Here is a 26119-nt window from a genome sequence, read left to right on the forward strand (position 1 = left end):
GAACAGTGAGATGAGGACGGACAACGTCGAGTACACCACCTTCAGCGGGTGGGTCGACCCGCCCCGCGATGTCCGGTCCGCCCTGCGGGAAGACGTCACCTGTGAGCTCGCGGTCGTGGGCGGCGGCCTGGCGGGCATGTCGACGGCGCTGCGGCTGGCCGAGCGCGGCCGGGACGTGGTGCTGCTGGAGGCCGAGTTCTGCGGCCACGGCTCCGCCTCCCGCAACGCCGGGCAGGTGGCAGGCGCCCCGGGAGGCGACATCCAGCTCCTGAGCATGCTCTACCCCAAGCGGTTTCCCGGCATCGCTCGGTTCGCCGACAACGCCGCGCACTTCGTGGAGCAGCTGATCGAACGACTGGACCTCGACTGCGACTACGAGCCGACGGGCAACGTCTGTGCTGCCGTGTCCCGTGGGCAGATGGGTCGCGTGCGCCGCGTGACGAAGCTTCTGCGGAAGGCCGGCGCGAAGGTCGAACTGGGCACGAGCGCGGAGCTCGGGATCCCCCGCGGATTCCTCGGCGGTATGCGCGAGTCCGTCGGCGGGACGATGAACCCCGGCAAGTTCAGCCTGGGCATCCGCCGCGCCGTCCTCTCGTCGAGCGCCCGGGTCTTCGAGCAGACGCGCGTCACCGACATCACGCGGGACGGCGATCACGTCACCGTCAGGACACCCGGAGGCGAGGTGCGCGCGAACAAGATCGTGCTCGCGACGAACGCCTTCGGCGGCGAGCTGGCCATCGCTCCCAAGCGGCTCTGCGTGCCGATCTGGGTCACCGAGGTGGAGACCGAGCCGATCGATCCCGCGCGCCTGGCCGCGCTGGGGTGGACCAGCCGGTCGGGGGTGGTGACCCAACACAACATCATGGAGAACTACCGGCTGACCTCATGCAACACCATCGTGTTCGGCGTCCGCCGGCTCGAGCGGGGGAAGAACTACCCGCTTCCCCTGAGGAAGCCGGACGAGGCTGTCGTCGCCGAACTCGCACGCGCCTTCGAAACACGCTTCCCCGCGCTGGCCGACGTCGCGGCCGCGCGAGCCTGGGGCGGATGGATCGCGATCACCTCGTCGTGGCTTCCGCTCGCCGGCAATATCGGCGACAGCGTCTTCTACTCGGTCGCCTGCAATGGCCACGGCTTGGCCCAGGCACCGTACCTCGGCTCACTCATCCCCGACCTGATCGTGGACGGGGAACAGCACGAGGACTTGAAGACGCTCTGGGCGAAGAAGTCCACGTTCCCTCGTCCTTTGATGATGGGCGCTCCGGGGCTGCGGACCATCTGGGCCGTCGACCGTTTCAACGACCGGATCAACGGAAGCCGGCGGAACGCCCGACGCGGCGCGGCTCCGGTGACCTGACCGGGGCCGCGAAACGGGGCAGTGGTCGAGGCGGGATGCTCGGAGCGCGGCAAAGTACGGTACGCCGTGGCGGCATGGGATCGGTGGCGGCCGTCGCCCGGCATCGGGTGAACACGCCCCACCTCGACGTGTCCGACCCCGACGCCTACTGGCGGGCGGCCGCCCTCCTCGACACGATCGTGCTCACGCGTCCCCTCCCTGCCCGCAACGAGCTCTACGGTTACGCGGTCGCCGTGGCGTACATCGAGGCCTCCGGCGAGACCATCGACGCGAGCCAGCAGCAGTGGAGGCAGTTGATCGACGACATCAAGGCGCAGCGGCTGGACGCTTTCGACATCGCCGACCGCCTGCGATCCTGGCGGACCCGGTAGGCGATTACGCCATGCCGGGGAGAGGACGGGTGCTGGGCTGCTGACGGCCGTAGGCTTTGACGTGCAGATGCTGGGCCCCCGCGGACAGGCGAGCCGCGGGGGTCTTGGTGTGCGCCGGGTCAGGAAGACAGTTTGTCTTCGGCGGCGCGGGCGTCCGGCTGGGCGCGGACGCGGGCGAGCCGACGACGAGCCGTTGAGTTCAAAATGCTCAAGGCGCAATCGCATGCCGGCGATATCATCTGGCACTTGACGTGGATGGCCGACAGCGCCTTGCAGCGGACTGAAGTGGTGGGCGCCATGGGTGACATGTGGACTGGTGAGAAGGTGCGTCTGCGGGGCGTCGAGCCCGACGACTGGGAAGGCTTCCGCGACCTGGCTCAGCACACCGTCGATGTCCGCAATGCTGACCTGGTCGAGCCTCCCCGCTCTGAGGAGAGCTTTCGTATGTGGACTGCTGAGCGCGCTGAACGTCCGCCAGGTGGGGAAGCATTTCGGCCCCTTCCCGAGGCAACGCTGCGTGCAGGCTTCACCGCTGCTGCGGCAGCCGAGCGTGCCCAGGGCCGCGAACCTGAACTCGACGACATCGCCCTGGTGCGCTCACCGGACGAACTGGCCGGTCTGGCCGGGCCGCACGCGAACTGCTTGGAGCCGGTCGTCCGCCGCTTCTCTGGGTGCCGCTGAAATCAGGCGCCGGCGAGGAAGTAGCGTCCCCGTTCGTCGAGCTCGGCCACGCACCACAGGCCACGGGCCCGGAAGCGTGCGAGGTCGCTTCGCATGCGGGCGACGGCCTTTCGGGTGCGGACGGAGCGGACGCCGCCCATGTGGTCGATGGCCTAGTGCCAGGTGGCGCACGCCTGCTCGACGCTGCCGCGCTTGAGGTGCATCTCCGCGCCCGCGACCAGGTCCAGGTCCAGGGCGACGATGCGTGCGTAGGTGTCTGCCGGGCGGGCCGTGGCGGCCAGCGCGTAGTGCTCGGCGGCTGCCCGGTGGTTTCCTATGGTCTCGTGGATCTTTGCGGCGCGGGAGTACACCGACGCGGCCGGCGGGCCCCAGGCCAGCGCCCAGAACGGCACCTCGTCGCCGGGGGCACCGGTGAGCAGGGTGCGGGCATGCTCGGCCTCGGCCAAGGCCGCGCAGTGTTTGCCGCTCTTGGCTGGCCGGCGGCGATGCAGCGGCGCGCCCGAGGTGCAGCGTGCTGCCGATTGCATGTGCTGGCCTCGTTGGGTACCGCCATGCGCTTGCGCGCCCAGAACTGCTGGGTAGTGCAGTGGAGCCCCGGACGAACCGGTCGCTGCCATGATCGGCAGCCGGGCGAAGCGCTTTCGCGCGCGGACTTCCCGGGACCATCCTACGATGGTTCGTGGATCACTCGGGGGGCGAGCGACAGGCCGGTCGAGAGGGCCGGCAGGAAGCAGGCTCACATGGCTGAGCGGCTCAGAAGGCTGGGGTTGGTCGGCGAAATGTCGGCCGAGTTCCTCGGCACCATGATTCTCATCCTCTTCGGTTGCGGCGTGGTTGCCCAAGTGGTCGCGGGCGGAGCCCTCACGGACCCCGCGGGCGGTCTCGGAGACCACGACAGCATCGCCTGGGCATGGGGCTTCGGCGTCACCCTGGGCGTCTACGTGGCAGCACGACTGAGTGGTGCTCACCTCAATCCTGCGGTGACACTGGCCCTTGCCGCATTCAAGGGCTTCCCGTGGAGCAAGGTAGCCCCCTACGCGCTGGCCCAGACGGCGGGTGCCTTCGTGGCGGCGCTGCTGGTGCGGTGGAACTACACCGAGGCACTGGCGAAGGCGGACCCCGGCCACACCATCAAGACGCAGGGTGTCTTCTCGACGCTGCCCGCCAACGGCAACCCGAATCTGCCGGTCTACGAGTGGGGCGCGTTCCGGGACCAGATCATCGGCACTGCGATTCTGCTGCTGCTGATCTTGGCGATCACCGACCTGCTGAACACACCCCCTGGCGCCAATCTGGCACCGTTCATCATCGGCCTGGTCGTCGTGGCCATCGGTATGGCCTGGGGCACCAACGCGGGCTACGCGATCAACCCTGCCCGTGACTTCGGGCCGAGGCTGGCGAGCTTCCTCACCGGATACGGCGGAGCGTGGCGAGATCAGTACGGGAACTTCTACTTCTGGGTGCCGATCGTCGGACCGCTGATCGGCGGTCTCCTCGGCGCCTTCGTCTACAAGTTCTTCGTCGGCCGGTTCCTGCCGACCGCGGAGCCGGAGCCGCCCGGACGAGTTCCCACCCCCGAGGGTTGACCGGCCTCGCGTGAGGCCGCCAACTCCAGTCCCTCCAGGAGAAGAGGCGAAATGCCATGGCGGACTTCGTCGGCGCGGTGGACCAAGGAACCACCAGCACCCGGTTCATGATCTTCGACCACGTCGGCAACGAGGTGGCGAGGCACCAGTTGGAGCATGCCCAGATACTCCCCCGGTCGGGTTGGGTCGAACACGACCCGGTGGAGATCTGGGAACGCACCAACTCGGTAATCCAGAACGCCCTCCGGCACGGGAACCTGTCGCCGGACGACCTGGCGGCGATCGGCATCACCAACCAGCGGGAGACGACCGTCGTCTGGGACCCACGCAACGGCCGTCCGTATTACAACGCCATCGTCTGGCAGGACACCCGCACCGACTCCATCGCGGCTGCCCTTGAGCGTTCGGGCCAGGGCGACGTGATCCGCCGCAAGGCGGGACTGCCGCCGGCGACGTACTTCTCGGCCGGCAAGATCCAGTGGATCCTGGAGAACGTCGACGGTGTCCGCGAGGCGGCGGACCAGGGCCACGCCCTGTTCGGAAACACCGACGCGTGGGTTCTGTGGAACCTCACGGGCGGGCCCGAGGGAGGCATCCACGCCACCGACGTGACCAATGCCAGCCGCACCATGCTGATGAATCTAGAAACGCTGGACTGGGACGACGAGTTGCTCGGGTTCTTCGGCATCCCGCGGTCGATGCTGCCCAGCATCAACCCGTCCTCCCACCGGGAGGCGTTCGGCGTGACCCGCACCTCCCGGCCGCTGCGGGCCGCCATTCCCATCACCGGGGTCCTCGGCGACCAGCAGGCGGCAACCGTCGGGCAGGTCTGCTACTCACCCGGCGAGGCCAAGAACACCTACGGCACCGGCAACTTCCTGGTGCTGAACACCGGCACCGAACTGGTCCGCTCCGAACACGGCCTTCTGACCACCGTGGCGTACCAGTTCGGCGACAGCCCCGCGATCTACGCCCTCGAGGGTTCCATGGCGGTCACCGGGTCCGCGGTGCAATGGCTGCGCGACCAGATGAAGATCATCAAGACCGCGGCCGAGAGCGAGACGCTGGCCCGCACGGTCGACGACAACGGTGGCATCTATTTCGTCCCCGCCTTCTCGGGCCTGTTCGCCCCGTACTGGCGCTCCGACGCCCGCGGCGCGATCGTCGGTCTGGCCCGGTACAACGATGGCGGCCACTTGGCGCGGGCCACTCTGGAAGCCATCTGCTACCAGAGCCGCGACGTGGTGGAGGCCATGGAGCAGGATTCGGGCGTCCACCTGGACGTACTCAGGGTCGACGGCGGTGTGACGGCCAACGACCTGTGCATGCAGATCCAGGCGGATGTCCTCGGCGTACCGGTCAGCCGGCCCGTCGTCGCCGAGACGACCGCGCTGGGTGCCGCGTACGCGGCAGGTCTTGCCACGGGATTCTGGCGGGACACGGATGAACTGCGTACCCACTGGCAGGAATCCAAGCGCTGGGAGCCCCAATGGTCCGAGGAGCAGCGCGCGGAGGGATACGCGGGCTGGAAGAAGGCGGTGGAGCGAACGCTCGACTGGGCCAAGGTGGAATAGCCCGCCGGTTCATGGCGGCGTCGCACCGCGGGACACCAGGCGCCGGTGCACGCGGCCCACGACCGCAGCACGAGGAGGTGGGACCCATGGTGAGCCCAGTGCCTCTCTCACCCCAGGCACGGGCCCGAGCCCTTGCCGGGCTGGGTGGAGGAGAACTGGACGTCCTCGTCGTCGGTGGCGGGGTCGTGGGCGCCGGGGCGGCCCTGGACGCAGCTACCCGGGGCCTGCGAGTCGGCCTCGTCGAAGCCCGTGACTGGGCCTCGGGTACGTCCAGCCGCTCCAGTAAACTGATCCACGGCGGTTTGCGTTACCTCGAGATGCTGGACTTCCGGCTGGTCGCAGAGGCGCTGAAGGAGCGTGGATTGCTGCTGCAGTTCCTGGCCCCCCATCTGGTGCGGCCGGTGCCGTTCCTCTACCCACTGCGACACCGGGTCCGGGAGCGACCGTACGTCGGAGCCGGCGTTCTGCTCTACGACATGATGGCCGCAGCCTCCGGTACGGCCCGCGGCCTCCCCCGCCACCGTCACCTGCTCAAACGCCAGGCGCTGCGCGAGGCACCGGCGCTGCGCTCCGACGCCTTGGTCGGCGCGATCCAGTACTGGGACGCCCAGGTCGACGACGCCCGGCACACCATGTTCCTTGTCCGCACCGCGGCGGCGTACGGGGCGCTGGCCGCCAATCGCGCCCGCGTCAGTCGCTTCCTGCGCCAGGGCGAGCGCGTGGTGGGCGCCGTGGTGACGGACCTGGAGACCGGAGAGGAGACCGAGGTACGCGCCAAGCAGGTCATCAACGCGACCGGCGTGTGGACCGACGACACCCAATCCATGGCCGGCACCCGCGGGCAGTTCCACGTCCGCGCTTCCAAAGGTGTGCATCTGCTGGTCCCGCGTGACCGGATCAACTCCCGCACCGGCCTGATCCTCCGGACAGAGAAGAGCGTGCTGTTCGTCATTCCCTGGGGACGGCACTGGATCATCGGGACGACCGACACCGACTGGAAACTGGACAAGGCCCATCCCGCACTGAGCGCCAAAGACGTTGACTACCTGCTCGACCACGTCAACCGCGTACTGGCCACACCGCTGGTCGCGGAGGACGTCGAGGGCGTCTACGCCGGGTTGCGTCCACTCCTGTCCGGGGAGGCCGCGGAGACCAGCAAGCTGTCCCGGGAGCACCTGGTCGCGCACCCGGTTCCCGGGCTCGTGGTGGTGGCCGGCGGCAAGTACACGACCTATCGGGTGATGGCCAAGGACGCGGTCGACGAGGCGGCCCGCGGTCTGGACGAGAAGGTGGCCGCCTGCATCACGCAGCGCGTGCCGCTACTCGGCGCGGATGGCTATCCGGCCCTCTGGAACTCCCGCCACAGCCTCGCCCAGCGCTCCGGGCTGCATGTCGCCCGCATCGAGCACCTGCTGAACCGCTACGGCTCTTTGGTTCCCGAACTGCTCGACATGGTCGCGGATGATCCTTCACTCGGCGAGCCGCTGCCCAGTTCCGACGATTACCTCCGCGTCGAGGCCGTCTATGCGGTCACCCACGAGGGAGCCCGCCATCTGGAGGATGTGCTCGCCCGGCGTACCCGGATCTCCATCGAGTCGTGGGACCGCGGCGTGGACGCGGCAGGCACCGTGGCCGGGCTGATGGCGTCTCACCTGAGATGGGACCGAGCGCACCAGAACCGCGAGGTAGACCACTACCTCAAGCGGGTGGCGGCGGAACGCGAGGCCCAGCAGCAGCCGGACGATCAGACCGCCGACGCTGTACGGATCGGTGCCCCCGACATCATCCCGGTGCGTTGAGCTTCTCCGGCCCCGCGTCTGAAGAAGTAGGACAGCAAGGACCAAGAGGGCCAGTGCGCAAGGCGCCAGGCGCAAGGCGGCAACGGCGACATGTCGGTGCGGGACTCGAAAACCCTTACGGGCCCGCTTTCCGCTTCAACCCAGCAGCATGGGAACCATTCGTGGCTGACATCACGCTTGGTCTGGAGCCGGTAGTCGCAGCCGACAGGGGCACCCGGCTTCGTGCCGAGCTCTTCGAGCTTGAAGCCAGGGCACTCTCGTCGGAAGTTCCGCGGTGAGGTAGGTGCCGCAGGCGCAGGGGGCAATAACGGGTTGGACGGACAGGCACTGGCCGGGGAGGTCGCCCGGCGGCTGGACGGGAAGCGCGGCGCAGACCCTGTGCGGCCGACCGTGCCGCCTACATGCGGCGACGGGCGCGCGTACGCTGGTGATGTCTCGCCGAACCGGAGCGGGTGCTATGAATCCAATCACGAAGGGATCTCCCCGGCTGAATCGGAAGCCGTCGCGCCATCCGTCTGCCGGGCAGCCACGTGATCGTCCTCGAGAGTCCCTGCTGAACCCGCGCAGTATCCCCGGGCGGGTATTCCTCGTCGAGATCCTGATCATCGCGCTGCTGGTCGCGGCCGGGCTGACGTCTGTGGTCCTTCAAGCGGCGCGTGACGCCCTGCAGCAGGGGCGTCGGGAGTCGGTCGTCGCGGCCCAGGCGTTCGCGGAGGCCCCGGGCGTGGTTGAAGCGCTGCGCAGCCCAAACCCGACGGCGGTGCTGCAGCCGCGTGCGGAAGCGGCTCGGAAGAGTGCGGGGGTGGATTTCATTGTTGTCATGGACACCAAGGGGATTCGCTATACGTATCCGTACCCGGAAGAGATCGGGAAGAAGTTCGTCGGCAGCATCCAACCGTCGCTGGAAGGCCGCACCACCATTGAGGAGGCGGGCGGGCCGCCCCTGCCGGCGGGTCGGGGAACGGCCGTGCAGGCAGTGGTCCCGGTGACGGATGCCGGCGGCGAGGTCGTCGGCCTCGTGTCAGCCGGGATCACGGTCAAGAACGTGGCAAGACTGTGGATGCCGCAGCTGCCGATCACCTTGGGTGCCGGGGCGGCCGCGCTGGCGATGGCTGCCGCCGGCACAGCTCTGGTCTCCCGGCGGCTGCAGCGGCAGACCCATGGCCTGGGCCCGGCCGAGATCACGCGCATGTACGAGCACCACGACGCGGTCCTGCACGCGGTGCGAGAAGGGGTGCTGATCACCGATGCCGAGGGGCGTCTGCTGCTGGCCAACGACGAGGCGAAGCGGCTGCTGAGCCTGTCGACGTACGCGGAGGGCCGGCTCGTACGGGAGCTGGGGATGCCGGGGGAGATCACGCACATGCTGGCGTCCGGGGAGGCGGTCACGGACGAGGTACATCTGGTGGAGGGCCGGTTGCTGGCAGTGAACAAGCGGCCCACGTTCCCGCAGCGGGCCCAAGAGGGCAGCGTGGTGACGTTGCGGGACACAACGGAACTGGCGGCAGTGTCGGGGCGGGCACAGGCGGCGTGGGAGCGGCTTGACCTGCTCTACGAGTCGGGAGTGCGGATCGGGACGAAGCTCGATGTGGTGAGTACGGCACAGGAGCTGGCTCAGGTGGTGGTACCGCGGTTCGCCGACCTCGTCACAGTCGATCTGCTGGATGCGGTGCTGGAAGGCCAGGAGCCAACGGCGGAGAAATGGCGGCATCTGCGGCGTGCGGCGAGCAGCGGCGATCAGCAGATTCTGCTGCTGTACCCGGTGGACGAAAAGATCAAGCTCTCGCCGGCGACGCCACAGATGCGGGCGTTGGAGCGGGGGCTGGCGGTGCTGGAGGCGGACCTGCGGCAGGCGGGGGAGTGGCAGGAGCAGGATCCGGATCGCACGCGCGAGGCACTGGAGCACGGGGTGCATTCGCTGGTGACCGTGCCCCTGCAGGCGCGGGGTGTGCCGCTGGGCGTGGCGAACTTCTACCGGACGGGGAACTCACCGGCGTTCGAGCAGCAGGACCTGTCCTATTCGGAGGAGTTGTCCGCGCGGGCGGCGGTGGCTATCGACAACGCGCGGCGGTTCACCCGCGAGCATTCGATGGCGGTGAAGCTGCAGCGGAGTCTGCTGCCGCGGGGGCAGCCGGAACAGGATGCACTGGAGGTGGCCTGGCGGTATCTGCCGGCGGAGTCAGGGGTAGGCGGGGACTGGTTCGATCTCATCGCGCTGCCGGGCGGGCGAGTGGCGCTGGTGATGGGCGATGTCGTCGGTCACGGACTGCACGCGGCGGTGACGATGGGGCGGCTGCGCACCGCGGTACAGAACCTCTCCGCGCTGGACCTCCCCGTGGACGAGGCGCTCGGCTACCTGGACGACCTGGTCGTGCGTATGGACAACGAGGGGAGCACCGGCGAGGCTGCGGAAGCCCATGAGGGACAGGGGGTGACGGGAGCGACGTGTCTGTACGCGATCTACGACCCGATATCAGGAGCATGCACGGCGGCCCGTGCCGGACACCCCGACCTGGTAGTGGTGCACCCCGACGGGACCGTCACCTGTCCGGACGTGCCGGCCTCGCCCCCGCTCGGAGTGGGTGGCTACCCCTTCGAAACCCGTGAACTCCAACTGCCCGAGGACTCACGACTGGTGCTGTACACCGACGGGTTGGTGGAGGACCGAACCCGCGACATCGACGTCGGGCTGAGAGGGCTGCGCCGGGCGTTGGAAGAAGCCGGGAAACGCACACCCGAGGAAACCTGTCAGGCGGTGGTCGACGCGATGGTGCCGACACACCCGTCCGATGACATCGCGCTGCTGGTCGCACGTACCCGGGTGTTCCCGCCGCCGGGCGTGGCGGAGTGGGACGTGCCCCCGGACCCGGCGGCAGTCGCCTCGGTGCGGGCGCACTGCAGGGAGAAGTTGCATGAGTGGAGGGAGGAAGAGATCGGGTTCACCACGGAACTGATCATCAGCGAGTTGGTCACGAACGCGATCCGGTACGGATCACCTCCGATCAGGGTGCGACTGCTGCACGGCCGCTCTTTGACCTGCGAGGTGTCGGATGCCAGTAGCACCTCGCCGCGTCTACGCCGGGCGGCCACCTCGGACGAGGGTGGGCGAGGGCTGTTCATTGTGGCCCAGCACGCTCAGCGATGGGGAACGCGGTACACATCGGGTGGCAAGATCATCTGGACCGAACAACCTCTTGGCGACGGCGCGTCCACCACCGAGGTCAGCACACCGGCCGACGTTCTCCTTGAGCAGTTCGATGATCCCACCCTCTGACACTCCAGAGGTAGTTCGCTGTCGTCGTCGGTCAGGGGCGGCTGCTTTCGAGTGAGATGGACTGACGGAACGTCAGTAATTGCGGCAGTTCGTGACGCTGTCAGATACTTCGTACCTTGGCGCGATTCCCCCGTTTCGTTCTCGTGAGCAGGCATGCCCACAAACGGTGCCTCTTCCAGGGCGACGGCACCGACCTCCGCGTCCGGGCCGTGCGTCCAGGGCGGCCCCTGCCCGGTCTCGCGCAGGCCGCACCGATGAAGTCCGGCGCGCGCTGACGGCGCTGCTCCCGGACTTGGCGGAGGCCCTGCTGCTGCGCGAGGTTGTCGGACTGGACGACACGGCAGCCGCCCGCGTCCTCGGCGCCACAGCCGCATCTGTGCAGGACGCGGCAGACCGCGCCGCGTGGCTGGTGGCCGACTCCCTTCCGCCCCAAGCCCGATGAGCGCCGTACGGAGTGGGCCTGCGCGTGGTGCTGACGCTGGTGGCGGCCCTGCCCGCCCTCAGCTGTCGGTAGCGCTACGACAGAGCACCGTCCTGGAGCCGCCTGCTGACAGCTGCGCGCACCAAGCGCTCGGTCAACGCCTGATCCCCCTCCACCAGCCCGTTCAGCAACCCCTCGCCGCACTTGCCTGCCGCCACACCGTCGACGTGCGCGGTGGCCTGTGCGGGGCCGCGTATGGCGGAGCGCAGTGTCCGCGCCCGGTCGCGGTACTCCCCGGCCTGCTGCGGGGAGCCGGTGCGGTCCAGGGCGAGGGCGAGGCTGTCGAGGACGTTGGCTTCGCCGAGGATGTTCTGCTCGGACTCCGCGCAGAGCAGCGCCCGTCGCAGCAGTGCGAGTCCCTGCTGGGTCCGCCCCATGTCGCACAGCGCCGTGCCCGCGATCTCCAGGAGCAGCGTTTCCAATCCACCGAGCGGTGTGGTGCCGCCCAGCTCCAGGCCCTTTCGGCTCCGGTCGAGCGCCTGGGTGGTGCTGCCGAGGGTGAGGTGGAGCTGGGCGGAGTGCGCCAGAGCCAGGGCGATGGTGCGCCGGTCCCCGATCTGCTGGGCGAGAGAGCGCGCCCTGTCGTAGTGGGTCAGTGCCTCCTGTGACCGCCCGAGGCGTGCGAGTGCGAGGCCGAGATTGGTCACGGCGGTCGCCTGATCGCATCGGTCACCGGTCCGGTCGGTGAGTTCGACCGCTTGCCGCAGGCGGGATACGGCTTCGTCGCAGCGTCCGTTCTCGGTGAGGGCCCATCCCAGCAGGACCAGGATGCGTGACCGGGCGACGGGATCGGCGACGGCCTCGGCGGCTGCGAGTCCACGGGCGAGGAGAGGCGTCCAGTCGCGGTGGCTCTGAGAGGTCATCAGGGGCCATAGCAGCACGGTCAGCCGCCAGGCGTGTCGATGATCACCGAGGCTGTGGGCCAGTTGGACCATCGCTTGGAGATTGTCGGCCTCGGTGTGGTACCAGCGCATCGCCTCCACATGGGTCGTCGGCGACGGGGGCCGGACCGAGGGCGGTGGAGACCAGGCGGGGAGGTCGCAGCACGGCCGTCCGGCGGGGTCGGCCGCCCGGGATGCCGCATAGGCGGCATGCAGGTAGTGGTCCAGGAGGCGCAAGGCCTCGGCCGACCGGGCGCCCGACGTGTACCGGCGCGCGTACAGGCGTACGAGGTCGTGGCAGGCGTACCGGCCGGGAACCCATTCCTGCACCAAGTGAGCCGAGGCGAGGTGGTCAAGCGCCTGCTGGGCCGTCGCCGGGCTGCTCTCGAGGGCCGCGGCGACGGCGTGTGCCTCCAGATCGAGCCCGGGGTGCAGTCCGAACAGCGCGAAGACGGGCTCCACCGGCGCAGGCAGGGCACGGACGCTCAGCCGCAGCGCCGCGACGACATCCGTGTCCTCGGCGGAGAGCGCGGTGAGCCGGTGCCGCTCGTCGGCGAGTTCGGCGGCAAGCGCCTCCAGGGGCCAGGTGGGGTGGGAGGTCAACCGGGCCGCCACGATGCGCAGGGCGAGCGGCAGCCCGCCGCACGCGTCCGCCAGCGCGCGCGCGGCAGCGGGCGCCCGGGCGATCCGCTCCTCGCCGAGGACGGCCGTCAGAAGGCGCAGGCTCTCCGGGCCGTCCAGCACATCGAGGGTCAGGGTCCGGGCACCGTCCCGGGCGGCCAGCCCTTGGAGCCGGTGGCGGCTGGTGACCACCACCGCGCAGCCGGCGCTCCCCGGCAACAGCGGCCGTACTTGCTCCGATCCGCAGGCGTTGTCGAGGACGACCAGGACTCGCCGACCTGCCAGAGCGGAGCGGTACAGCGCCTGGGCAGCCGTCACGTCACCCGGCACCGCATCGCGGGGCAGCCCGAGTGCGGCCAGAAAGCTCTGGAGAACGGCGGCCGAGTCGGCCGGATCGTCCTCGGAGAAGCCTCGCAGATCCGCGAAGAGCTGTCCGTCGGGGAAAGCGGCGGCTGCACCGTGCGCCCACCACAGGGCGAGCGAGGTCTTGCCCACGCCGGCCGGTCCGGTCACAGTGCACACGCCGCCCGGACCTGAGGCCGCATCACTGAGGGCGGCCAGCTCCCGGGCTCGTCCCACCAGTCCGGCGGGCAGCCGAGGCAATTGCGCCGGACCGATGGCGGACACCAGTGGGCCGGCTGGGGGCCAGGGGTGCGCTGTGGCTGGTGGGTCCTCCGCCGGGCGGGCGCTTGCGCGCTCGCCACCCTCCTCTGCCTCGCCCCCGCCGTCGTGCGCCCGGTCCATGATGTACGGAGCCGGTGGCCGGGGCAGCGACGCGGCGGGCGGAGCCGGCCGGGGCCCGCCGCGCGCGGCCCGCACGAATTCCTCCAGGTCGCTTCCACCGAGGCCGAGAGCCGTGGCCAGGGCCGCGGTGCTGCGCCTCTGGGGCCGCCGGATCCGGCCGCGTTCGCAGTCGCTGATGGCCCGTACGCTGAGCCCTGACCGCTCGGCGAGCTCTTCCTGGGTCCAGCCGGCCGAACACCGCAGCGACCTGAGCAGGGGGCCGAAGGCGACGCCGTTCGGAGCCGTGCCCGAGCCAGCTGTCACCACGACCCCCTATGGCTGTGACCTCTCGGCGCCGCCACAGCCACCCCCGGCTGTTCCCGCCCTGAGCGGATCCTACCGCTCAGTAATGCCCGGGCGAGGCCGGCACTTGACGCAAGCGTCCCATTCCGGCCGCGTCCCGCCCTGGCGCCACCGGCACAACTACCTGCAGTAACAAGGGCCCGCGTTCTGCAGGTCGTCCTGCATGGTGCTTGGGGCCTCCCCGCTGATTGTCTGGTCATCGCCAAGGCCCCGTGTGAGGGGCCACGACATCACGGAGGACATGCATGACGACATTACGGACGCCCGCCATAGTGGCCGCTGCTGCGGCCGCGCTCACCGCGCTCACGGCCCCGACGGGAGCGGCGGCTGCGGAACGGACCGATGACACCGAGCACTGCGTGATCGCTGTGGATGCGCGGCCGGGACAGCAGCCGGCCTGCTTCGCGAGCTTCCGGGCCGCCACCTCCTTCGCCACCGGCACCTCGGTCACCGGCCTGCCGGAGAATCCGGCGGAGGCCATTGGCAACGGCCGGTTTTCGGCAGCCCTGAGGGGGGCCCGCGCCGACGAGACCCTGGTGACCCTCTTCGAGCACGAGAATTTCCAGGGCAACAGTTACACCTTCACCGGAAACCGCAAGTGCCAGGACGGCAACGGGGCGGACTTCCATGTCGACGCCATGCCCAACGGGTGGAACGACCGGGTCTCCTCATTCTTCAGCGGAGCCAACTGCGACATCGAACTGTTCGAGGACGGTGGCTTCCAGGGCCTGAAGGCGTACTACGTCGGCAACCGCAGCCGACTGGGTGCCATGAACGACGCGACCAGCTCCATCAAGTTCCACTGACCCAGACACCGTGTCCGCCCCCGGCCGGCCCCTCGCCGGCCGGGGGCGCGGCGTTATGGGACTGGCCCGTCCGGCGAACCGGAGAAGGCGGCCAAGGCCCGCGAAGAAAAGACGGCCGGGGGTGGGAGTGGACGACATCGTGCCCACCAGCGGCGAGTGGACGCCACTGCGGTGTGCCCCGGTCCGCACGGGAGTGCACTCGATGCGCCTCGGGGTGGGGGAGTGCGGTGCTCGTGGACGACTCATCGCGCCGCGCGCGCCGGCGAGCAGGGCATGCCGGTGGCGAAGATCGCGGAGGTGACGTTCACCAGCGACGACCGGGTCCGGGATGTGATCCACAACTTCGATGCCGACGGCTTCGCCTCCCTGTATCCCGAGTACAAGGGCGGACGGCCCAAGAGCTTCACACTGCCCGAGCGTCGCGAGCCAGACGCGACAGCACCAGCACCGCCACCCCGTGCCGGGCCAGCTTCTCCTGGGCCTGCTCCAGCCGGTCGGGGGCCGCGCGCTCGCGCAGTGCGGAGACTGCAGCCGCTCGATCGTCCCGCTCAAAGAGAACGCGCCGATTGTCGGCAGATCAGACTCATCGACATGTCGAGATGGGGTGCTTTTCGCCTGCTGAGAGGCACCCGGGGCGCGCGGCCAATCGGGCTGAGCGTCCAGCTTCATGAGGTCGGTGGAACGGCTTTGGCCGTTGTCCTGCCGGATGCGTCAACCGTGGCGTTGTCCCGAGCTTCCACCGCGGCATCCCGGTGCTGGTGGCCTGCTGTTGCTGCGGCCTTCCGGGGGCCACTCGGGCGCATGACGCATTACCGGCGAGAGGCACGAGCCGCCGACCCACTCAGCCGTGATCGATCCACTCACTCAGTCTGATCCTCACCTCGTGGTTGTGATCGGTGTGCCAGACGACCTCGCCACTGCCCTGAGCTCCCAGCGCTGGAAGGCTTGCACCGGACGGCATGGAGCCGATGTCTGCCAGCCCGACCTCATTGGGTGAACGCCGACACCGCCCTGGACGACCTGTCGGCGGACCGGATGACCGGGGTAGCGGTGCTGCGCATGCCCGCCTGACTGCCGGACGCATACGCCTCGCAGGCCGAACGGGCGCGGGGGCGCGGGTCTTGCCCGCACCACCTGCGCCCGTCATGGGCCCGGCCCGACCAGTCCCGCTTGCCGTCCTCAGCCGTCTTCCGGCATGGGGGCGGGCCGGGCCTCCTTCGTCCGTTCCGGCGTCCAGTAGTCCCGTACCTCATCCGGGCTCTGTCGCACATTGCTGCTGGTGGTTCCGGAGTCCGGCTGCGGCTCGGGGGGCGGCGCGGCCGTGGCGGTACGCCATGCGGCCACCGCTACAACTCCGGTGAGCAGGGCGGCGGCGGTGCCCCATCGGCTCAAGCTACTGCGACGCATTGGACTGCTCCTCGCCAGGATGCCGGGTTGCCGGGCTGTCAGGTTGTCAGGTGACGCTGCCCTGGGCGTCGAACATCGCCTTGACGGCGTCGTCGAAGTACGAGCTGCGGTTCCAGCCGCCCGTGGCGAGGGTGCTCATCGCTCCGTTGACGTACCCGAGGCCGTTGGCGTCGTTGAACTCCCGCAGCCACGGCCCGCCGCTCGATCCGCCGCCGAAGTCACACTGGAGTTCAATACGGCCGTCGCCCACCGCTCGCGTGGTGCCCTGGCATGCCCACTGGATCTGGCCGCCGTCGCGGTTGCCCGGGTAGCCCATAACGGTCATGGCCTGGGTGCGCGAGTAGTTCCAGCTCAGTCCGTGACCGCCGGTGACATTGACGACCTTGTTGCCGTTGAGCGGCCAGGTGGTCACCATCGCCACGTCCCGGCCGAGGTCACTGCTGCTGATCCAGCTGTTGAAGGTGCGGAACTGCTTGGCGGCGTAGGTGCCGAAGGGACGGGCACCGGACCGGTAGCGCGGCGCATAGGTCCAGTTCGTCATCCACGTGCCGCCGCTGCCCCCGTGCACACAGTGCCCGGCGGTGATCAGCATCTGCTTGGAGGGACTGTTGAGGGAACTGGCCGAACAGGTGTAGTTGAGGCCGTTGCTGGGGTTGGTGAAGAACACCTTGCCCACCGCGGCGGATTCGGTGACCAGCGGCCGGACCGTGTCCGACCGTCCCTCGGCGGGCGGTGTCGATCCCGGCTTCCCGGTGGGGCCGGCCTTGCTCTGGGCGGCGCTCGGCGACCCGGCTGTCCGGTCGAGGGAGATGGCTTTGCTCATCCGCTCCGGCGTCCAGTAGCGGGCCAGCGCGGCGGCGGCCGCCGAGTCGACCGGCGCACCGCCGGCGAGCCGCGGAGTGGCGGCGGTGGTTGCGCTGCCGGCCGGGACGGCGGCGGATCCGGGCTCGGCAGGGGCGGCGGGGCCCGCCACGGCGGGGCCCGCCCCGACCAATGCCAGCATGACGGCAGTGGCCAGCGGTAGAAGTGCCTGTCTGAGACTGCGCACGAGTGGTACCCCAAATGGTCGATGCGGACGCACATTGCTGCAGTTCTCCAGTCAATGTGCGGAGTCGAAGCGACCGTAGGTCTGGCAAGTGCCAGCGCGATAGTACGAAATGAGTCCCTCCGCTATTCACTTATCGTGCCGCGTATTCAGGTCGGTCAGGGCCCACCGCTTGCTTGCCGAATGCTTGTGTGCTGGGAGCTGACGGTGGCGCCTTGTGGTATCCGGCTGACCTGCGGGGATGTGAGTGATGTGGCTCCAGGGGCTGGATGTGTTTTTCTCTCCGAGAAAAAACGACCATGTCAGCTGTCATCAACCCGCAGGTCATATCCCTGACGCTTGAGGATTTCTGGGTCACGTTGACGCATAAATCTGAATGCCGTCTCTTCCGGGAAGGTCGACCGCCCGAATCTCCTTCATCGGGCCCTGGATATCGGACGGTTCAGCCGTCCCACCTGGTCGGCGACTCGTGGTGCTTCTTCAGGCGTAGATCATCTGCCGTGACCGGGCCGGTTCTTACGCCGAAGGCGCCGCGGACGCGATCCAGGTTGCCGACCGCTTCTACCTCTGGCAGAACCTCGGCACCGCCGTCGAACGCAGCGTGCGCCGCCACAGCAACTGCCTCAAGACAGCAGCCAGCAGGGCTGACGGCCTGCCGAACGATGCCGTCGCCGACCATGCAGAGCCCAGAAGAAGATGTCGCCGATCGAGGCCCGTATCCGCGAACGCCACGCAACCGTCCATGCTCTGCTCGCCCAGGGGCACGGCATCCGTGAGATCGCCCGAGAACTGCACATGGGCGGGAACACCGTCCGCCGCACGGCCCGCGCCGCAGCCCCGAAGAGCTCCTGAGCGGACGACACCAGCCCCGGCCCAGTCAGCTCGACCCCTACAAGCCTCACTTGGACGAACGCTGGGCCGAAGGATTCACCAACGCGATCCACCTGCACGCCGAGCTCCAGGCCCTCGGCTACCGCGTCAGCCACCAGACGATCAGCGACTACCTGCGACCGAGGCGACGCCGCCGCATCCGCGTTGTCGCTCCCGCTCCACCCGGCGTCCGGCAGGCCACCGGCTGGCTGGCCAGCACCTCAAAGACTGGGTCACCGCAACCCGCGCAGAGGATCCGCCCGGACTCCACACATTCGCCACCGGCCTGGAGAAGGACTGGGGCGCCGTCGTCCAGGGCCTGACCACCTGCTGGAACTCCGGTCCGGTGGAAGGACGGGGCAACCCCATTAAAATGATCAAACGGCAGAGTTCGGACAAGCAAAACTTCCCCTCCTCCGGAAGCGAGTCCTGCTCACCACAGCTCACGGCAGCCACCGCCACCAGGCATGACCGGCCTTGACAGAACGGCCTCATGAGTTCGAACGACGACCAGATCGCGCAGGCTGAGCGCCGCTTCGGAGTCCGATTTCCCGAGGACTACCGACACTTCCTGGCCACGGAAGGGAGCATCGCCCGGTTCGTTCCTCCTGCGGACGACTTCCTGATGATCAATGCCAGTGCTGAGCTCATCGAAGTCAATGAGGCTGGCGACTTCCAGGAGCGCTTCCCTGGGAGCATCGTCATCGGCGGGGACAGAAGCCGCGAAATGCTCACCTACGATTTCCGGCAGGAACCCCCGCCTCTGGTCCTGCTGGACGTCTCCGCTCAGGACTGGTCGTCCGCCATCCACCAGGCAACTTCGTTCTCTGCACTGCTCGATCAGTTCCCCGAAACCGGATGGAAACGGGACGAACGAACCTGAGCCCTAGCCTTCCTGACGCTCACGGAATTTGTGCCTGATCCCGCTACCCGTGAGCAAAACCAGGGCCTGAGAATGTCGATGCGAACTGGCATCGGTGCCGTCCCGTGCCGCCGTCCAGCCGCTCGCGCAGGCACGCGAGCAGGACGCCCATCGGCGCCAGTGCAAAGGGCAGCAGCACGAGCGCCACCGCAACCGGAGTGATGATGACGAGGACGCCGGTGACCCACACGTTGTCCCCGGTGGTGGCCAGCAGGCCACGCCCATCGCCTCCCGGTGGTGGCGGACCTCGTCCGGCAGCTTGGGTGCGGTGGTGTGGCAGGCGCCGTCGCTCTTCTCCAGGGCGGCGGCATCGTCAGCGGTGGCCCACGGATCGCTCACGAGGACTATGCCGTCCGGGTGATCCTTCATGGTGGCTGGACGCCCGTATCTGTCCGTTCGGTTCCGTCTCCCGACCGGACTGGAGGCTCCGTCGACAGCGACTCCAGCCGCTGATTCGCCCGTGCGGAACCCGACACCGTGCTCACTGTCAAGGCTCGGCAGGACACCCCCGTCGCAAGCATCACGACGGATCGCCGCGTACAAGTCGACCATGGACTTCGATGGCACCGTCGCAGCCTCGTCCCGCAGAGCACATCCGTGCCCCACCACACGTCCTCAAGCGTTGCCAGAACTCACAGACATCGCCAGGCATGTTCGCGCCCACACCCGTCCAGGGGCGGCACCGAAACCGGGCTCACGTCCGGGCGGGCAGGACGGCCTCATGGGTTCCACGAATGCGTCTTTTGCCAGCTCAGGACGCTGGAGTGAGGTCTCATCGTCAGGCGCTCGCGGCGCGGTCAGGTCTGACGCTGGGCGCTGTATGGCGCCAGCCTCGGCGAGCCGGGTGTCCAGGTCGGCCAGCAGCGCCTCGTCAGACCGCCGCGCGCTGATCGTAGTACGCGCGGTCCTTCTCCTTGGTGTGCCGCCAGACTGCGCCCACCCTGGTGCCGGGCATGGCAGCGACAGCCGCGAGGTTGTCCTGGGCGACACGGCGGCGGTTCCTCTTCTGCCGGTTCCACGCGAGCCTGGTCGAGGGTGTGCCTCGGCCGGGAATGAACTGAATGGCGTGCAGCTCGTGGTCGGCAGGGATGCCAGTGTCCGCGTACAGCTTCTTGCGGAAGTCGAGCAGCCGGCGCAGGGCCACGCTCCAGTGCGCGATGTCGATTTCGGCCCAGCCGTAGACGACATAGCCCGTGCTGTCCGCTACGGAGTGCCGAGCCACAGCTGGCACGGTGGGCGCGCGACACCAGCCGCGTGCCCTCGGACGAGGCAGTGCCCTCAGCCCGGAATGATCAGTGATGCGGACGGCGCCGGTGGTGGCGCCGACCGGGATGGTGAGACGCGCCGGCGTCGCACCGGGCCGTCAGCTACGTCTTGGCCGCCGTGCAACGTCGGCGGCCGGACGTCCTGGCCAGGAATGCCAGTGCGGCGGCGTCACCGACCCGCGCCAGCCGCGGTTGGCCCCTCCCACAGGCGAGACCGCCGGCAACGCCTCGCCCGCACCCCGCACACGGACATGCGCACGTCGCGGGCCACGGCACCGGGCGGGCGAGTGGACAGCGCGCAGAGCGCCGGCAGAGCGGCCGGACCGCGGGACGGATCGACTCAGCCGCCGCTCTTGCGCCTGAACGACCGCTGGCTGGCAGCCGGACCGTGCGCCGCACGCACCTTCGACGCATCCGGGTTGGCGGCAACATCGGCCGCGTCCGCCTGCGCACCGCGCTTGCGCGCCAGGGCTTCACGGAACTTGCGCTTGAGGTCGTAGTTGCCGTCGCTGTCCGGCGCCAGAGGGGACGTCTCGGGGGCAGCCGGCTCCGAACCTTCCGTAGTGACGGGCTTTGCGGTCATGGTGACCTCCTGGGTTCGGGGGTGGGCCAGCACAGCTTGTCATGCCGGGGCGCAGTGCGGGGCGCCGGCACCATCGTCCTGCTCCGCGCGGCCGAGGGCGTTCGCTTCGTAGTGGGAGGCACAGGACGGGCTTCGGGCCGGGCCGAGGGTTGTCGATCCCTTGGCCAGGAGATTCGCTGACAGGGCAACGGCTCTCAGCCGTTGCGACGCACGAGGGCGGCCTTGCGGGCCTCGGCGAGCTTGCGGGCCTCGCCGGCCTTTCGGGACTTGCCGCCGGCGCCGCGGGAGGTGTCCTTGCTGGTGCCGAGGCCGCGGAAGGGAGCGTTGCTGTTCTTGGGTCGGGGGACGGCGGGCCCGCCGTCGAGCGGGGTGCCAGAGGGAGCCTTGGCGCCGGTGATCCGGCTCAGTTCCGCCTCGCCCGAGCGCACCTTGGTGACGGTAGGCTCGATGCCGGCCCCGGCCATCATGCGGCTCGTCTCGCGGCGCTGGCCCGCCAGCACGAGCGTGACCACGCTGCCGGACTCACCGGCGCGGGCGGTGCGGCCGGCCCGGTGCACGTAGTCCTTGGGGTCGGTGGGCGGGTCGACGTTGACCACGAGATCGAGGTCGTCGACGTGCAGGCCACGGGCCGCGACATTGGTCGCCACCAGAACGGTGATCTGGCCGTTCTTGAACTGCGCCAGGGTCCGTGTGCGCTGTGGCTGGGACTTGCCGCTGTGCAGAGCCCCGGCGTGCACCCCGCTGGCCCGCAGATGCCGGGTGATCTGGTCGACGGCGTGCTTGGTGTCGAGGAACAGCAGTACGCGGCCGTCGCGGGCGGCGATCTCCGTGGTGACGGCGTAGCGGTCAGGGCCGTGGACGACCAGAACGTGGTGCTCCACCGTCGAGACCGTGCCCGCGGACGGGTCGACCGAGTGGACGACTGGGTCGTGGAGGTAGCGGCGGACCAGTTGATCGACGTCGCGATCCAGAGTGGCTGAGAACAGCATCCGCTGACCGTCGGGGTGTACCTGGTCGAGCACGTCGGCAACCTGCGGCAGGAATCCCAAGTCGCACATCTGGTCGGCCTCGTCCAGCACGGTGATCCTTACCCGTCCCAGGCGGCAGGCGTTGCGCTCGATCAGGTCGTGCAGGCGTCCGGGGGTGGCGACGACCACCTCGGCTCCCTGGCGCAGCGCGGCGACCTGCCGGCCGATCGACATGCCGCCGACGACCGTGGCCATCCGCAGCCGCAATGCCTCGGCGTACGGCGCCAGCGCCTGGGTGACCTGGAGGGCCAGCTCCCGGGTGGGCACAAGGATCAGAGCGAGGGGCTGCTTCGGTTCGGCGCGCCGCCCGGCCGTACGTGTCAGCAGCGACAGGCCGAAGGCGAGCGTCTTGCCCGATCCGGTGCGCCCGCGCCCCAGGACGTCGCGCCCCTCCAGGGCATCGGGCAGTGTGGCGGCCTGGATCGGAAAGGGTTCGCGCACCCCGAGTCCGCTCAGTGTCCGCAGCACCTCCACCGGCAGTTCCAGGTCGGCGAAGGAGACGGCCGGGGGCAGCGCCGGAGCGGTGGCCTCGGACTGGACGGGACCGCCGTGAGCGATGCCGGAGTCGTCGGGATGCTTCATGAACAGCCTTCCGCGAGGGAACGTACCGAGGAAGGCCCGGCAGGATGGAACAGCCCACGCACAAGCTGAACCGAACAGGCAGAATCGCCCACCGCGACGACCACGCAAACGCGTGACACTAACACAAGGCACGACTCGCGCCTTGGCGAACGATGCCGTCGGGTACCGGCGACTTGCTCGATCGCGTCGTATACCGTCTGCGGGGTGTGCGAGTTGGGGGGCAGGGTGCGGTCAACGCTGTACCGGAGCATGCGCAGCTGGTCGTAGGTGCGGTGCAAGCACGCTCGGAGGCCACAGGCGTCATGGGCGGCCCGGCCTAGGATTCCCTGAAGCTCTTCGTGGGGGGTCAATGACAGACAGTGGGAATGCCGGCCTGGGTCCCGGCCAGTCGCCCGGTGCTCGCGGGGGCACGACCGAAGGGGACACCGGCGCGCCGGCGAGTGTCACCGGAGGGCGGCTGCGGCGCTGGACGCGTTGGCTTCGCCGTGGACTGCGGTGGCTTCACCGCCGGATACGCGAGCGCGGACGCATCTGCCTGCTCGTCTATGGGCTGATGATCGGGTGTGTCGGTTTCGTGGACGTCTTTCGCGGACTGGACCTCAGCGTACGAATGGACGGAGCTTTGCTCCTGTGCGCTGCCGTAGTGATAGTCGGCGGCTGTACCGTCGCACTTCGCCCCGGAACTCGGGCTCCTGTACGCCGGTGGGCGCAGATCTGTGCCGACGTCGCCGTCCTCATGGTCAGCTCCTGGGTCATGTTCCGTGTCCAGTCGAACTTTGTCCTTCAGCCGGTGCTGTTCGCCACGGCCATGGTCGTCGGCTGTGCCGGTCTTCTCGCGGCCTACTTGATGTGGGGCGACGTGCGGGAGAGTCCCGAGCAGCCACCGGCCGATGCGTCATCGCCCCCAACCGTGCCAGCCGACATGCCTGCCAGGGCCACCGTGGTCGCCGGCAGAATTGGAGCCATCGGGGCCCTGCTCGCGGCCAGTCTCGCGGTACCCCAGTTCTGGTATTCCGCCCACTACGAGCCGTCGAACGCACCGCCGATCGTCTCGGTCGAGACCAGTATCGATAACGTCGAGATCCGCGGTGACCACGTGGAGTTGACCGCACAGATCACACTAGAGAACAAGGGGAAGACGCCCGTCAGGATGCTGACGTCGCTGTACGAGATCACCGGGACACCCCTCACATACCGGAAGGATCCCGTCGCGTTGAAGGACCTGCCCTTCGACGACATCCTCGGCGGAAACTATGGCTCGTCCGCGCGGCTGAGCCCCCACGCCGAGTACCACGTGCCTCAGCTCATTCAGGTGGGCCCCGTTGGCGACGACTACGCCTGGTTCGGCCCTGATGAGACGTTCAAGGTCACGCTTCAGGCGCAGGTTCCCCGCAACCAGTTCCATCTGCTGCGGCTCACCGCAGAGGTCGCCGTCTCCCGGGCCGATCGTGTTGAAGTCGAGGGTCAGCTGCAGTCAGCACGCCGCGATCTCAAGAACTGCGCCGGCGTACGGATGGCTGAGAGCCGCCGCCCTATCGCTCACCTCGGGGCTTTCGACTGGCTGACTGAGAGCGATCGAGAACTCGTGACCTTCTGGGCCGTTTCCGGCTCCAGTGACGACAATTCCCCGTGGTGGCCGGCGTTTCCATGGACGGGTGTGTCGATCCAGCATGCCGGACACGACTGCGGCCATGCCCTGGAGCCGGATCACGACGGGCTCGAGGACCGCGCAATGGTGGGATGGGCCTCTTCCGTGGGCGAAGCCGCGATGCCCGAAGAGCCTGAAGACAAGCCATAACCTTCACTGCCCGGGTGTCTGCCAGGCAGTTGCGTCGGCCCATGTTTGTAGCGGGGCGCTGAGGTGCCGGCGGTCCGCTCGCGTCCGGCAGGATGCGCATGGGCGAGCCGGGCAGTGTCCGGCCCGACCAGCTGCGCGACCAGGCCGGCCGCCTCGGCGTTCACCACGTCGCCCAGCTGGTCGCCCTCGGCGTCCGACGCCTACGTCGGCGCCGTCGCCGCCCTCTGGCCGGACGTCCTGCGCCCCTTGGACGGCTGCCGTGGCATCGGAGAGCAGCGCGCCCGGCTGCCCCGCATCGCCGCCGCCGAGCAGCCGCTGTTCCTGGCGCAAGGGTTCGCCGTCGGCCGCACCGGTCCACCCGCCGGCCCAACTGCCGCCCGCGTCAGGCGGTCTTCTGCCCCGAAGGGTTGGCGGAAGTCCACCCCTGCTGGCGGAGTCGTTCGAATCCGTCCAGGAGGAGGTCCAGCGCGAACTCGAACTCGAACTGATCGTCACAGCCTTGGCCCACGACGGATTCCTCGTCGTGGGCGACTGCCATGGCCAGCTCCGTCATGTAGGGGAACTTCCCGGCGTCCGCAGGGACCACGACCGCCTGCGCCTCCGGGTCGGGGCTCGGTGAGGCGTCGAACAACTCCTGGGTGAACCCCAGCATCCGGCTGCCCAGGGCGTGCATCACATGGTGCGTCAGATCGACGGAGAAGCCGCCGGTCCGGAACATTCCGATCACCGAGTCCATGTACGCGAGCACGACCGGCGTCGGGCGGGCTCGCGACTGCACCACTTGCGCCGCCCAGGAGTGGTCCAGGAGAGCTCGTCGCGCCGAGAGGATTCTCTGTCGGACCGCGCTCTTCCAGTCGGACCCCGGCGCCGGAGGGTCGATCTCGCCGACGACGACGTCGACCATGCCGTCCAGGAGCTGGTCCTTGTTGGCGACGTGCTTGTAGAGGGCCATAGGCACCACACCCAGCTCCTGCGCGAGTTTTCGCATGCTGAGCGCTTCGATCCCGATTTCATCGGCAAGCGCGACGGCGGCGCGCAGCACTCGGTCCCTGCTCAGAGGCGCCCGGCGCACTGCCTCCGTCTGCTGGGCCATTTCTGATCAACTCCCTGATGGATAGTCGGATTTCCCACCTTGACGAGTGTACGGCGTACACCTACCCTGGACCTTCGGTGTACGCCGTACACCATTCATGGGGTGGAGGGTCCGGGTGGACTCAACAAGAAAGACCGCTGTTGTCGCGGGTGTGTTCTTCCTTCTCACCGAGGTCTCCGCGATCGGCGGGCTCGCGCTGTACGGCCCCGCTCTGGACGGCGCCGAGTACGTCGTCGGCTCCGGCGCCGATACTCGGGTGTTCCTGGGGGCGCTGTCCGAGATCGTCCTCGTGACAGCCGTCATCGGCACCGGGGTCACACTGTTTCCCATCATCAAGAGGCAGAACGAGGGGGCCGCGCTGGGCTATGTCTGCGCTCGCCTTCTTGAAGCCGCCGTCATCGTCGTCGGCATCATCAGCGTCCTCTCGGTCGTGACGCTGAGGAGAGACTTCGCGCAAACGCCGGGTGCCGATACCGGGTCTCTCGTCACGGTCGGCGAAACGCTCGTAGCGATCCATGACTGGACGTTCCTTTTCGGGCCCAACTTCATCCTGGGGGCGAACTCGCTGGTTCTGGCGTGGTTGATGTACCGCTCGGGGCTCGTGCCACGGTTCATCGCCGTCCTGGGACTTGTCGGAGGCTCGTTGATCTGCGCTTCGGCGACCGCTGTGATGTTCGCGCTCTACGAGCAGGTCTCCCTGGTCGGGTCGGTCATGGCGATCCCAGTATTCGCCTGGGAAGTGATATTTGCCGTCCGGCTCATCACCAAGGATTCAATCCAGCTCCCCTCACCCCTGGTGACGAGTAAGACGGCGAAAACGAAAAATCGTCCTCGCCGCTTGACCCCCGCCGGCGGCCGGCTGTGCCGTCGGTCGGCGCCCTCCGTCTCGCGCCCGCACTTCGTGGTCGCTCCCCCAGACGGCCGTAGCGGATGATGCGGCGGTGAGACCTCCGTCGACACTCGCGAAGAACTCGATGAGATGCGGTTGGCGGGGCCGGACGCCATGGTT

20 protein-coding genes and 2 pseudogenes are annotated in these 26119 nt (G+C 68.8%); 13 read left to right on the forward strand and 9 right to left on the reverse strand.

All coding sequences use genetic code 11. From position 1 onward, the window contains the following. The first annotated feature begins 10 nt into the window (after positions 1-10). From ACWD0A_RS00340 to ACWD0A_RS00350, 3 genes and pseudogenes are all read left to right on the forward strand, one after another. A complete protein-coding gene (locus ACWD0A_RS00340; RefSeq protein ID WP_451293119.1) occupies positions 11-1357 on the forward strand; it encodes an NAD(P)/FAD-dependent oxidoreductase in 1347 nt (448 codons plus the stop codon). A 74-nt stretch (positions 1358-1431) separates the two neighbouring features. Beyond that, positions 1432-1728 carry a toxin Doc gene (locus tag ACWD0A_RS00345; protein WP_451293121.1) on the forward strand — a complete coding sequence of 99 codons (297 nt, stop codon included), beginning with the start codon at positions 1432-1434 and terminating at the stop codon, positions 1726-1728. Between the two features lie 297 nt (positions 1729-2025). Next, positions 2026-2206, forward strand: a pseudogene (locus tag ACWD0A_RS00350) (GNAT family N-acetyltransferase); the annotation flags it as partial. A 355-nt stretch (positions 2207-2561) separates the two neighbouring features. Here ACWD0A_RS00350 and ACWD0A_RS00355 read toward each other — a convergent pair. Next, positions 2562-2855 carry a hypothetical protein gene (locus ACWD0A_RS00355; RefSeq protein ID WP_451293123.1) on the reverse strand — a complete coding sequence of 98 codons (294 nt, stop codon included), beginning with the start codon at positions 2853-2855 and terminating at the stop codon, positions 2562-2564. A gap of 294 nt (positions 2856-3149) precedes the next feature. Here ACWD0A_RS00355 and ACWD0A_RS00360 point away from each other — a divergent pair, with 294 nt between their 5' ends. From ACWD0A_RS00360 to ACWD0A_RS00380, 5 genes are all read left to right on the forward strand, one after another. Beyond that, positions 3150-3995 (forward strand): MIP/aquaporin family protein, encoded by an 846-nt coding sequence (locus ACWD0A_RS00360; RefSeq protein ID WP_451293125.1) that lies wholly within the window; start codon positions 3150-3152, stop codon positions 3993-3995. 56 nt (positions 3996-4051) lie between these two features. Continuing rightward, positions 4052-5569: a glycerol kinase GlpK gene (gene glpK, locus ACWD0A_RS00365; protein ID WP_451293127.1), complete on the forward strand. Its 1518-nt coding sequence runs from the start codon at positions 4052-4054 to the stop codon at positions 5567-5569. Positions 5570-5655: 86 nt separating this feature from the next. Beyond that, entirely contained in the window at positions 5656-7368 is a 1713-nt protein-coding gene (locus ACWD0A_RS00370) for a glycerol-3-phosphate dehydrogenase/oxidase (RefSeq protein ID WP_451293129.1), read from the forward strand. A 457-nt stretch (positions 7369-7825) separates the two neighbouring features. Next, a complete protein-coding gene (locus ACWD0A_RS00375) occupies positions 7826-10642 on the forward strand; it encodes a SpoIIE family protein phosphatase (protein WP_451293131.1) in 2817 nt (938 codons plus the stop codon). 292 nt (positions 10643-10934) lie between these two features. Further along, the gene (locus ACWD0A_RS00380; protein WP_451293133.1) at positions 10935-11084 is read left to right on the forward strand and encodes a hypothetical protein; all 150 of its coding nucleotides are present in this window, start codon (positions 10935-10937) and stop codon (positions 11082-11084) included. Between the two features lie 74 nt (positions 11085-11158). Here the strand turns inward: ACWD0A_RS00380 and ACWD0A_RS00385 are convergent, their stop codons facing one another. Then, positions 11159-13672: an ATP-binding protein gene (locus ACWD0A_RS00385; RefSeq protein ID WP_451293135.1), complete on the reverse strand. Its 2514-nt coding sequence runs from the start codon at positions 13670-13672 to the stop codon at positions 11159-11161. Between the two features lie 284 nt (positions 13673-13956). On the opposite strand from ACWD0A_RS00385, the gene ACWD0A_RS00390 reads away from it, so the two are divergent. Beyond that, complete coding sequence (locus ACWD0A_RS00390) at positions 13957-14517, forward strand: peptidase inhibitor family I36 protein (protein ID WP_451293137.1); 561 nt, start codon at positions 13957-13959, stop codon at positions 14515-14517. Between the two features lie 412 nt (positions 14518-14929). Here ACWD0A_RS00390 and ACWD0A_RS00395 read toward each other — a convergent pair. From ACWD0A_RS00395 to ACWD0A_RS00405, 3 genes and pseudogenes are all read right to left on the reverse strand, one after another. After that, positions 14930-15043 (reverse strand): annotated as a pseudogene (locus tag ACWD0A_RS00395) (DedA family protein); the annotation flags it as partial. A gap of 653 nt (positions 15044-15696) precedes the next feature. Next, positions 15697-15924 (reverse strand): hypothetical protein, encoded by a 228-nt coding sequence (locus ACWD0A_RS00400; RefSeq protein WP_451293139.1) that lies wholly within the window; start codon positions 15922-15924, stop codon positions 15697-15699. A 46-nt stretch (positions 15925-15970) separates the two neighbouring features. Next, positions 15971-16927 carry a trypsin-like serine peptidase gene (locus ACWD0A_RS00405; RefSeq protein WP_451293141.1) on the reverse strand — a complete coding sequence of 319 codons (957 nt, stop codon included), beginning with the start codon at positions 16925-16927 and terminating at the stop codon, positions 15971-15973. A gap of 738 nt (positions 16928-17665) precedes the next feature. On the opposite strand from ACWD0A_RS00405, the gene ACWD0A_RS00410 reads away from it, so the two are divergent. Together ACWD0A_RS00410 and ACWD0A_RS00415 are read left to right on the forward strand one after the other, a co-directional pair. After that, positions 17666-17821: a hypothetical protein gene (locus ACWD0A_RS00410; protein WP_451293143.1), complete on the forward strand. Its 156-nt coding sequence runs from the start codon at positions 17666-17668 to the stop codon at positions 17819-17821. Positions 17822-18332: 511 nt separating this feature from the next. Next, positions 18333-18722 (forward strand): SMI1/KNR4 family protein, encoded by a 390-nt coding sequence (locus tag ACWD0A_RS00415; RefSeq protein WP_451293145.1) that lies wholly within the window; start codon positions 18333-18335, stop codon positions 18720-18722. A gap of 910 nt (positions 18723-19632) precedes the next feature. On the opposite strand, the gene ACWD0A_RS00420 is transcribed toward ACWD0A_RS00415, so the two are convergent. From ACWD0A_RS00420 to ACWD0A_RS00430, 3 genes are all read right to left on the reverse strand, one after another. Continuing rightward, complete coding sequence (locus tag ACWD0A_RS00420; RefSeq protein WP_451293147.1) at positions 19633-19983, reverse strand: hypothetical protein; 351 nt, start codon at positions 19981-19983, stop codon at positions 19633-19635. Positions 19984-20366: 383 nt separating this feature from the next. Next, positions 20367-20609: a DUF5302 domain-containing protein gene (locus ACWD0A_RS00425; protein WP_451293149.1), complete on the reverse strand. Its 243-nt coding sequence runs from the start codon at positions 20607-20609 to the stop codon at positions 20367-20369. A 194-nt stretch (positions 20610-20803) separates the two neighbouring features. After that, entirely contained in the window at positions 20804-22219 is a 1416-nt protein-coding gene (locus ACWD0A_RS00430) for a DEAD/DEAH box helicase (protein WP_451293151.1), read from the reverse strand. Between the two features lie 754 nt (positions 22220-22973). Here ACWD0A_RS00430 and ACWD0A_RS00435 point away from each other — a divergent pair. After that, positions 22974-24017, forward strand: a complete 1044-nt coding sequence (locus tag ACWD0A_RS00435) for a hypothetical protein (protein ID WP_451293153.1) — start codon at positions 22974-22976, stop codon at positions 24015-24017. A 382-nt stretch (positions 24018-24399) separates the two neighbouring features. Here the strand turns inward: ACWD0A_RS00435 and ACWD0A_RS00440 are convergent, their stop codons facing one another. After that, positions 24400-25110, reverse strand: a complete 711-nt coding sequence (locus ACWD0A_RS00440; RefSeq protein WP_451293155.1) for a TetR/AcrR family transcriptional regulator C-terminal domain-containing protein — start codon at positions 25108-25110, stop codon at positions 24400-24402. A gap of 115 nt (positions 25111-25225) precedes the next feature. On the opposite strand from ACWD0A_RS00440, the gene ACWD0A_RS00445 reads away from it, so the two are divergent. Continuing rightward, positions 25226-26044, forward strand: a complete 819-nt coding sequence (locus ACWD0A_RS00445; protein ID WP_451293157.1) for a DUF4386 domain-containing protein — start codon at positions 25226-25228, stop codon at positions 26042-26044. Positions 26045-26119 lie beyond the last annotated feature (75 nt).

This window comes from Streptomyces sp. NPDC002867, assembly GCF_053591895.1.

Coding starts and splice junctions, on each gene's coding strand:
- ACWD0A_RS00340 (WP_451293119.1), top strand. CDS start 11: ATGAGGACGGACAACGTCGAGTACACCACCTTCAGCGGGTGGGTCGAC.
- ACWD0A_RS00345 (WP_451293121.1), top strand. CDS start 1,432: ATGGGATCGGTGGCGGCCGTCGCCCGGCATCGGGTGAACACGCCCCAC.
- ACWD0A_RS00360 (WP_451293125.1), top strand. CDS start 3,150: ATGGCTGAGCGGCTCAGAAGGCTGGGGTTGGTCGGCGAAATGTCGGCC.
- glpK (WP_451293127.1), top strand. CDS start 4,052: ATGGCGGACTTCGTCGGCGCGGTGGACCAAGGAACCACCAGCACCCGG.
- ACWD0A_RS00370 (WP_451293129.1), top strand. CDS start 5,656: ATGGTGAGCCCAGTGCCTCTCTCACCCCAGGCACGGGCCCGAGCCCTT.
- ACWD0A_RS00375 (WP_451293131.1), top strand. CDS start 7,826: ATGAATCCAATCACGAAGGGATCTCCCCGGCTGAATCGGAAGCCGTCG.
- ACWD0A_RS00390 (WP_451293137.1), top strand. CDS start 13,957: ATGACGACATTACGGACGCCCGCCATAGTGGCCGCTGCTGCGGCCGCG.
- ACWD0A_RS00400 (WP_451293139.1), bottom strand. CDS start 15,924: ATGCGTCGCAGTAGCTTGAGCCGATGGGGCACCGCCGCCGCCCTGCTC.
- ACWD0A_RS00405 (WP_451293141.1), bottom strand. CDS start 16,927: ATGCTGGCATTGGTCGGGGCGGGCCCCGCCGTGGCGGGCCCCGCCGCC.
- ACWD0A_RS00410 (WP_451293143.1), top strand. CDS start 17,666: ATGTCGCCGATCGAGGCCCGTATCCGCGAACGCCACGCAACCGTCCAT.
- ACWD0A_RS00415 (WP_451293145.1), top strand. CDS start 18,333: ATGAGTTCGAACGACGACCAGATCGCGCAGGCTGAGCGCCGCTTCGGA.
- ACWD0A_RS00425 (WP_451293149.1), bottom strand. CDS start 20,609: ATGACCGCAAAGCCCGTCACTACGGAAGGTTCGGAGCCGGCTGCCCCC.
- ACWD0A_RS00430 (WP_451293151.1), bottom strand. CDS start 22,219: ATGAAGCATCCCGACGACTCCGGCATCGCTCACGGCGGTCCCGTCCAG.
- ACWD0A_RS00435 (WP_451293153.1), top strand. CDS start 22,974: ATGTTCCGTGTCCAGTCGAACTTTGTCCTTCAGCCGGTGCTGTTCGCC.
- ACWD0A_RS00440 (WP_451293155.1), bottom strand. CDS start 25,110: ATGGCCCAGCAGACGGAGGCAGTGCGCCGGGCGCCTCTGAGCAGGGAC.